This window comes from Pseudomonas sp. MF08817, assembly GCF_059862705.1.
The window spans coordinates 166,144-173,057 of record NZ_JCBCUY010000004.1 but is presented as its reverse complement, the minus strand read 5'-3'; the positions used below and the strand labels follow the sequence as shown (position 1 = coordinate 173,057).

General features: G+C 61.5%; 5 protein-coding genes. All 5 read left to right on the top strand.

The window, feature by feature from the left end; translation table 11 throughout:
- Window positions 1–338: hypothetical protein (locus AC19YR_RS04400; protein WP_500597335.1), on the top strand; the 338-nt coding region annotated here is incomplete at its 5' end.
- A complete protein-coding gene (locus AC19YR_RS04395) occupies window positions 335–1,444 on the top strand; it encodes a hypothetical protein (protein ID WP_500597333.1) in 1,110 nt (369 codons plus the stop codon). The genes AC19YR_RS04400 and AC19YR_RS04395, both read left to right, overlap by 4 nt.
- 367 nt (window positions 1,445–1,811) lie before the next feature.
- Window positions 1,812–3,497 (top strand): urocanate hydratase, encoded by a 1,686-nt coding sequence (gene hutU, locus AC19YR_RS04390; protein ID WP_095108861.1) that lies wholly within the window; start codon window positions 1,812–1,814, stop codon window positions 3,495–3,497.
- A 301-nt stretch (window positions 3,498–3,798) separates the two neighbouring features.
- Entirely contained in the window at window positions 3,799–5,331 is a 1,533-nt protein-coding gene (gene hutH / locus AC19YR_RS04385) for a histidine ammonia-lyase (RefSeq protein ID WP_500597331.1), read from the top strand.
- 172 nt (window positions 5,332–5,503) lie between these two features.
- On the top strand, window positions 5,504–6,913 hold the full coding sequence (locus AC19YR_RS04380; RefSeq protein ID WP_095108863.1) for an amino acid permease: 1,410 nt from the start codon (window positions 5,504–5,506) through the stop codon (window positions 6,911–6,913).
- The last annotated feature ends 1 nt before the right edge of the window (window position 6,914 follow it).

Genomic DNA, 6,914 nt, shown 5'->3' with positions numbered 1-6,914 from the left:
GGGACATCACTGTCCAAGTGCTTGTGGAATCAGTGTCCAAGTGGCCGTGGAATGAGTGTCCAAGTCAGCGTGGAGTCGCTGTCCAAGTGTTCGTGGAATGGGTGTCCAAGTGCGCGTGGAATCCCCAACCTGCCCCGGACATGAACTACGAGCGTTACAAGAACCTTTCGGCAGAAGAGCAGGAGTTCTATGAGTGCCTGCGCGAAAAAATCAATCACCCCGCCATCAGCGGCCCCTTTGATACCGCCTGGGGCATGACCGACTTTGATGCCCAACTTAATAACGTGCGCCTCGGCCTGCCCAACTTGCCCGGCCAAGTAACGGAGTTTAAAAAATGAATCCGCTTTATCCGATGACCCCGACTTATCACCTGTCGCTTTGGCAAAAACGCCAAGCGGCGATGCTCTATTACTACTCGTCGCAAAGTTACCTGGACGCGTTGTTGCCGAAGATCGAAGAGTTGATCGTTATGGCCGAGATGCTTTTAGAACGCCGTTCGATTCTCGACCCCCTGATGGTCAGCGAACGCTGGGGCGTGCGCGATACCGCAGCCAACTGGAGCACCGGCGGTTTTCCAGCCTTGATTGCCTACAGGCAAAGCACGATGTGGCATATGGCCAAGCGCGTCGACCAGTGCTACGGCATCACGGGAACCAATCAATGCGCCCATATGCTGGGCGAGTTCTCGATGCAATGGGCCACCGCAGAACAGGAGAAAGCGTTTCGCGAGCGGGCCAACGAGGTGTTTTCCTACGGTTTTATGATTGACGGAGTTATGAAACGCAACTGGAGCGATTTAACTTTCTGGATTATTTGGCAGGAACTCAAAGAACAATTTCCTCGTTTGCCGAAATTCAAAGTGCATATGGATATTGAAGGTAAAACCGGGGAAGTTCCGCCACGTACCGGTGTTTATGTCTCTCAGGATGATCCTCTGGGTGCCCTGCAATTTGCCTGGACCGGAGGCGGCGAAGGTATGTGGAAAACGCTGGAAGAATGCAAAACATTCAATGATATAGGCCTGGACGCCTTGAAAACTTTGGGGCGCGCAGGCTTGTGGGGCGATGAAAACGGACTTGCAAGGTTCATTGAGCAATCGCCCTATAAAGGCGTCTTTAAAGAGTCGTACTTCTACGCTCGTACCCGAGTACAAGCTCACTCTTTCACCGAACGCCCCTGCAAGTGGTACTTCGTCGAACTTCTCGAAGGCGAGTTTGAAGACAGCGACCCCGACGCCATGGCCGACGCGCCGGGCAGCGAGCCGCAGCACCCGCCGCGCAAAGCCAGCGGCGAGCCGTGCCCCCACGCCGGTTGGTGGTTCAGCCCCGCCCGTGAAGGTTCGCGGCAGTATTTCCGTGATGGCGCAATTTTTCCCAAGCTGGAAGGCGACTACGGCTACACCTTCTGGCTCTGGAGCCCGGACCAGTCCAGGCCAACACTTTGATCGTTCACCGCCATTGCGTTTACCTGCTACCTCGCCCTTCTCGGTTGTTACTGAACGCCCCATTCGGGGGCGTTTCCTTGCTTCGGTAACAACGTGTTCGTCGTTGTTGATTTCTCTTGTCGTGCTCTGAATTTCTCAGACTCCCTTGATCTACGGGCTCTACAACCCTGCCCAGAACTTTTCTGAAGCTCGGATTTGCAAGTTGGCCGCATGATTGCATATGCTTGTATGTACAAGTAAAGACGTATGCGTATGAGTCGCGCCGACTCAACCATCGTCCCCTGATTCGCCGTTGTGCAGTGGTTGCGCACTGGCTTGCTCGCCCGCCGCCCGGGTTGGTTTGGATTGATTGCTGAGGAGTTTTTTCGTGTCTGACAATAGCCAAAAGCCTACGAAGTACCGTGACGTTGAAATCCGCGCCGCCCGCGGCAACACGCTGACCGCCAAGAGCTGGTTGACCGAAGCGCCGCTGCGCATGCTGATGAACAACCTCGACCCGCAAGTGGCCGAGAACCCCAAGGAACTGGTGGTGTACGGTGGCATTGGCCGCGCGGCGCGCAACTGGGAGTGCTACGACAAAATCGTCGAGAGCCTGACCAACCTTAACGACGACGAAACCCTGCTGGTGCAATCGGGTAAACCGGTCGGCGTGTTCAAAACCCACAGCAATGCCCCGCGCGTGTTGATCGCCAACTCCAACCTGGTGCCGCACTGGGCGAGCTGGGAGCACTTCAACGAACTCGACGCCAAGGGCCTGGCCATGTACGGCCAGATGACCGCCGGCAGCTGGATCTACATCGGCAGCCAGGGGATCGTCCAGGGCACCTACGAAACCTTCGTCGAGGCCGGTCGCCAGCATTACGACGCCAACCTCAAGGGCCGTTGGGTGCTGACCGCAGGCCTGGGCGGCATGGGGGGCGCGCAGCCGTTGGCCGCAACCCTGGCCGGCGCGTGCTCGCTGAACATCGAGTGCCAGCAGGTGAGCATCGATTTCCGCCTCAGCAGCCGTTACGTCGATGAGCAAGCCAGCGACCTCGACGACGCCCTGGCGCGCATCGCCAAGTACACCAAGGAAGGCAAGGCCATCTCCATCGCGCTGCTGGGCAACGCCGCCGAGATCCTGCCGGAACTGGTCAAGCGCGGCGTGCGCCCGGACATGGTCACTGACCAGACCAGCGCCCACGACCCGCTCAATGGCTACCTGCCTGCCGGTTGGACCTGGGACGAATACCGCGCCCGCGCCAAGACCGAGCCGGCTGCCGTGGTCAAGGCCGCCAAGCAGTCCATGGCCGTCCACGTCAAGGCGATGCTGGATTTCCAGAAAATGGGCGTGCCGACCTTCGACTACGGCAACAACATCCGCCAGATGGCCCAGGAAGAGGGTGTGGAGAATGCCTTCGACTTCCCCGGTTTCGTTCCGGCCTACATCCGCCCACTGTTCTGCCGTGGCATCGGCCCGTTCCGCTGGGCGGCGCTGTCGGGTGACCCGCAAGACATCTACAAAACCGACGCCAAGGTCAAGGAGCTGATCCCGGACGATGCCCACCTGCACAACTGGCTGGACATGGCCCGCGAGCGCATCGCCTTCCAGGGCCTGCCGGCGCGGATCTGCTGGGTGGGCCTGGGCCAGCGCGCCAAGTTGGGCCTGGCGTTCAACGAAATGGTGCGCAGCGGTGAGCTGTCGGCGCCGATCGTGATCGGCCGCGACCACCTGGACTCCGGCTCCGTAGCCAGCCCGAACCGCGAAACCGAATCGATGCAGGACGGTTCCGACGCCGTGTCCGACTGGCCGCTGCTCAACGCCCTGCTCAACACCGCCAGCGGCGCGACCTGGGTCTCACTGCACCACGGCGGCGGCGTCGGCATGGGCTTCTCCCAGCATTCGGGCATGGTCATCGTGTGTGATGGCACCGACGAAGCGGCCGAGCGGATCGCGCGCGTGCTGCACAACGACCCGGCCACAGGCGTGATGCGCCACGCGGATGCGGGCTATCAGATCGCCATCGATTGCGCCAAGGAACAGGGCCTGAACCTGCCGATGATTACTGGCTAAAGGCCGCGCTTTATTTGCCCGCCAGGCTGGCGTGCCGGAAACTGCACGCCATTGTTTATCGCGGGCGCTGCCTCAAGCCCCACCGCATCGTTGTCGTAGGTAGAAAACGGGTTTGCGTAGCGGCCCTAAAAAGCGAAGGAGCGCTACGCACTCCAGTGCGGGCGAGCCTGCTTCCTACACGCGAGCAGGGCCAGGCAGGCCGGGTTCCCACAGGAACCGGGCGAGATTTCAGAACAATCCACAGCCGGCGAGCCGTTGCGTGCCACGGGCTGTTAATAAAACTCTCAAAAGGAGCACGAATGTGACTGCGCTAAACCTTATCCCAGGCCAGCTGACCCTTGCCCAACTGCGTGCCGTTTACCAGAACCCGATCACCCTGAGCCTGGATGACAGCGCCTCGCAACAGATCGAAGCCAGCGTGGCCTGTGTGGAGCAGATCCTGGCCGAGAACCGCACCGCGTACGGCATCAACACCGGTTTCGGCCTGCTGGCCTCGACCCGCATCGCCAGCGAAGACCTGGAAAACCTGCAGCGCTCCCTGGTGCTATCCCACGCCGCCGGTGTGGGCGAGCCGATCAGCGACGCCCTGGTGCGCCTGATTATGGTGCTCAAGGTCAACAGCCTGAGCCGTGGTTTCTCCGGCATCCGTCGCTTGGTTATCGATGCGCTGATCGCCCTTATCAATGCCGAGGTTTACCCGCACATCCCGCTCAAAGGTTCGGTGGGCGCTTCCGGCGACCTCGCGCCTTTGGCCCATATGTCCCTGGTGCTGCTGGGCGAAGGCAAGGCCCGCTACAAAGGACAATGGCTGAGCGCGACCGAGGCGCTGAAAGTCGCCGGCCTGACGCCGCTGACCCTGGCCGCCAAAGAAGGCCTGGCGCTGCTCAACGGCACCCAGGTGTCTACGGCTTATGCCCTGCGCGGTTTGTTCGAGGGCGAAGACCTGTTCGCCGGCGCCCTGGCCCTGGGTGGCCTGACCGTTGAGGCGGTGCTGGGTTCGCGCTCGCCGTTCGACGCACGCATCCACGCCGCCCGTGGCCAGAAAGGCCAGATCGACGCCGCTGTCGCGTACCGCGACCTGCTGGGCGAGCGCAGCGAAGTGTCCGATTCGCACCACAACTGCGACAAGGTCCAGGACCCGTACTCCCTGCGTTGCCAGCCGCAAGTCATGGGCGCCTGCCTGACCCAGTTCCGCCAGGCCGCCGAGGTGCTGAGCATCGAAGCCAACGCCGTGTCGGATAACCCGCTAGTATTCGCCGCCGAAGGCGACGTGATTTCCGGTGGCAACTTCCACGCTGAACCGGTGGCCATGGCCGCTGACAACATGGCCCTGGCCATCGCCGAAATCGGCTCCCTGAGCGAGCGCCGCATCTCGTTGATGATGGACAAGCACATGTCCCAGTTGCCGCCGTTCCTGGTGGCCAACGGTGGGGTGAACTCCGGTTTCATGATCGCCCAAGTGACTGCCGCAGCCCTGGCCAGCGAAAACAAGGCCTTGGCTCACCCGCACTCGGTGGACAGCCTGCCCACTTCCGCCAACCAGGAAGACCACGTCTCCATGGCCCCGGCCGCGGGTAAGCGTTTGTGGGAAATGGCTGAGAACACCCGTGGCGTGCTCGCCGTGGAATGGCTCGCTGCCGTCCAGGGCCTGGACCTGCGCGATGGCCTGAAAACCTCCAGCAAACTGGAGCAAGCGCGCACCCTCCTGCGCAGCAAAGTCCCGTTCTATGAGAAAGACCGCTTCTTCGCCCCGGACATCAACGCCGCGAGCGAACTGCTGGCCTCCCGTTGCCTGAACGAACTGGTCCTGGCCAAGTTGCTGCCGAGCCTCTGACACCCAGGTGTAGCAAGCGGGCTTGCCCGCGCTCGGCAGCGTAGCGGCCGTCAATAGTCGCTCAAGCCACTATTTGAAGTGGCTGCTACGCACCCCAGCGCGGGCAAGCCCGCTTGCTACCGGTTCAGTCAGCCCATTGGTTTTCTCTGACAAAAACAATTAAGGACGAGAAATGCAACAGCAAGCATCCGGTTTGAAACGCGGGCTATCGGCCCGCCACATTCGCTTCATGGCACTGGGGTCGGCCATCGGCACCGGGCTGTTCTACGGCTCCGCCTCGGCCATCCAAATGGCCGGCCCGGCGGTATTGCTGGCGTACCTGATCGGTGGCGCGGCGGTGTTTATGGTCATGCGCGCCCTCGGTGAGATGGCAGTGCACAACCCGGTGGCCGGTTCGTTCGGCAAGTACGCCAGCACCTACCTGGGGCCGATGGCGGGCTTCATCCTGGGTTGGACCTACGCTTTCGAGATGATTATTGTCTGCCTCGCCGACGTCACCGCGTTCGGCATTTATATGGGCTTCTGGTTTCCCGAAGTGGCGCGCTGGGTCTGGGTGCTGGGCATCGTGTTCCTGATCGGCGGCCTGAACCTGTGCAACGTCAAGGTCTTCGGCGAGATGGAGTTCTGGCTGTCGCTGCTCAAGGTGGCGGCCATCGTTGCGATGATCCTCGGTGGTTTCGGCATCATGCTGTTTGGCATCAACTCGGCCAACGCCGAACACGCCACCGGGGTGAGCAACCTGTGGGCCCACGGCGGCTTCATGCCTAACGGCATCGGTGGCTTGATTGCGTCGTTCGCGGTGGTGATGTTCGCCTTCGGCGGCATCGAGATCATCGGCATCACCGCCGGCGAAGCCAAGGACCCGCAACGGGTGCTGCCCAAGGCGATCAACGCCGTACCGCTGCGCATCCTGCTGTTCTACGTGTTGACCCTGTTCGTGCTGATGGCCATTTACCCGTGGCCGCAAATCGGCAGCCAGGGCAGCCCCTTCGTGCAGATCTTCGATCACCTGGGCATCAGCTCGGCGGCGACCATCCTCAACATCGTGGTGATTTCGGCGGCGGTGTCGGCCATCAACAGCGACATCTTTGGCGCGGGCCGCATGATGTACGGCCTGGCGGAGCAGGGCCATGCGCCCAAGTGCTTCTCCAAGCTGTCGCGCCAGGGTGTGCCGTGGATGACCGTGGTGGTGATGGGCGCAGCGCTGCTGGGCGGCGTTGTGCTCAACTACCTGATCCCGGAAAACGTGTTCCTGGTCATAGCTTCGATCGCGACCTTCGCCACCGTGTGGGTGTGGCTGATGATCCTGCTGACCCAAGTGGCCATGCGCCGCTCCATGAGCCGCGAAGAAGTCGCGCAGCTGCAATTCCCCGTACCGTTCTGGCCTTACGCGCCGGCGGCGGCGATTGTGTTCATGCTGTTCGTCTTCGGCGTGCTGGGCTACTTCCCGGACACCCAGGCTGCCTTGCTGGTAGGCGCGGTGTGGATCGTGCTGCTGGTGATCGCCTATAAGGTGTGGGTCAAACCGGTGACCGGGCAACCGGCCCTGGTCAGCCCCGACCCGGCCCTGTCCCATCGATAAG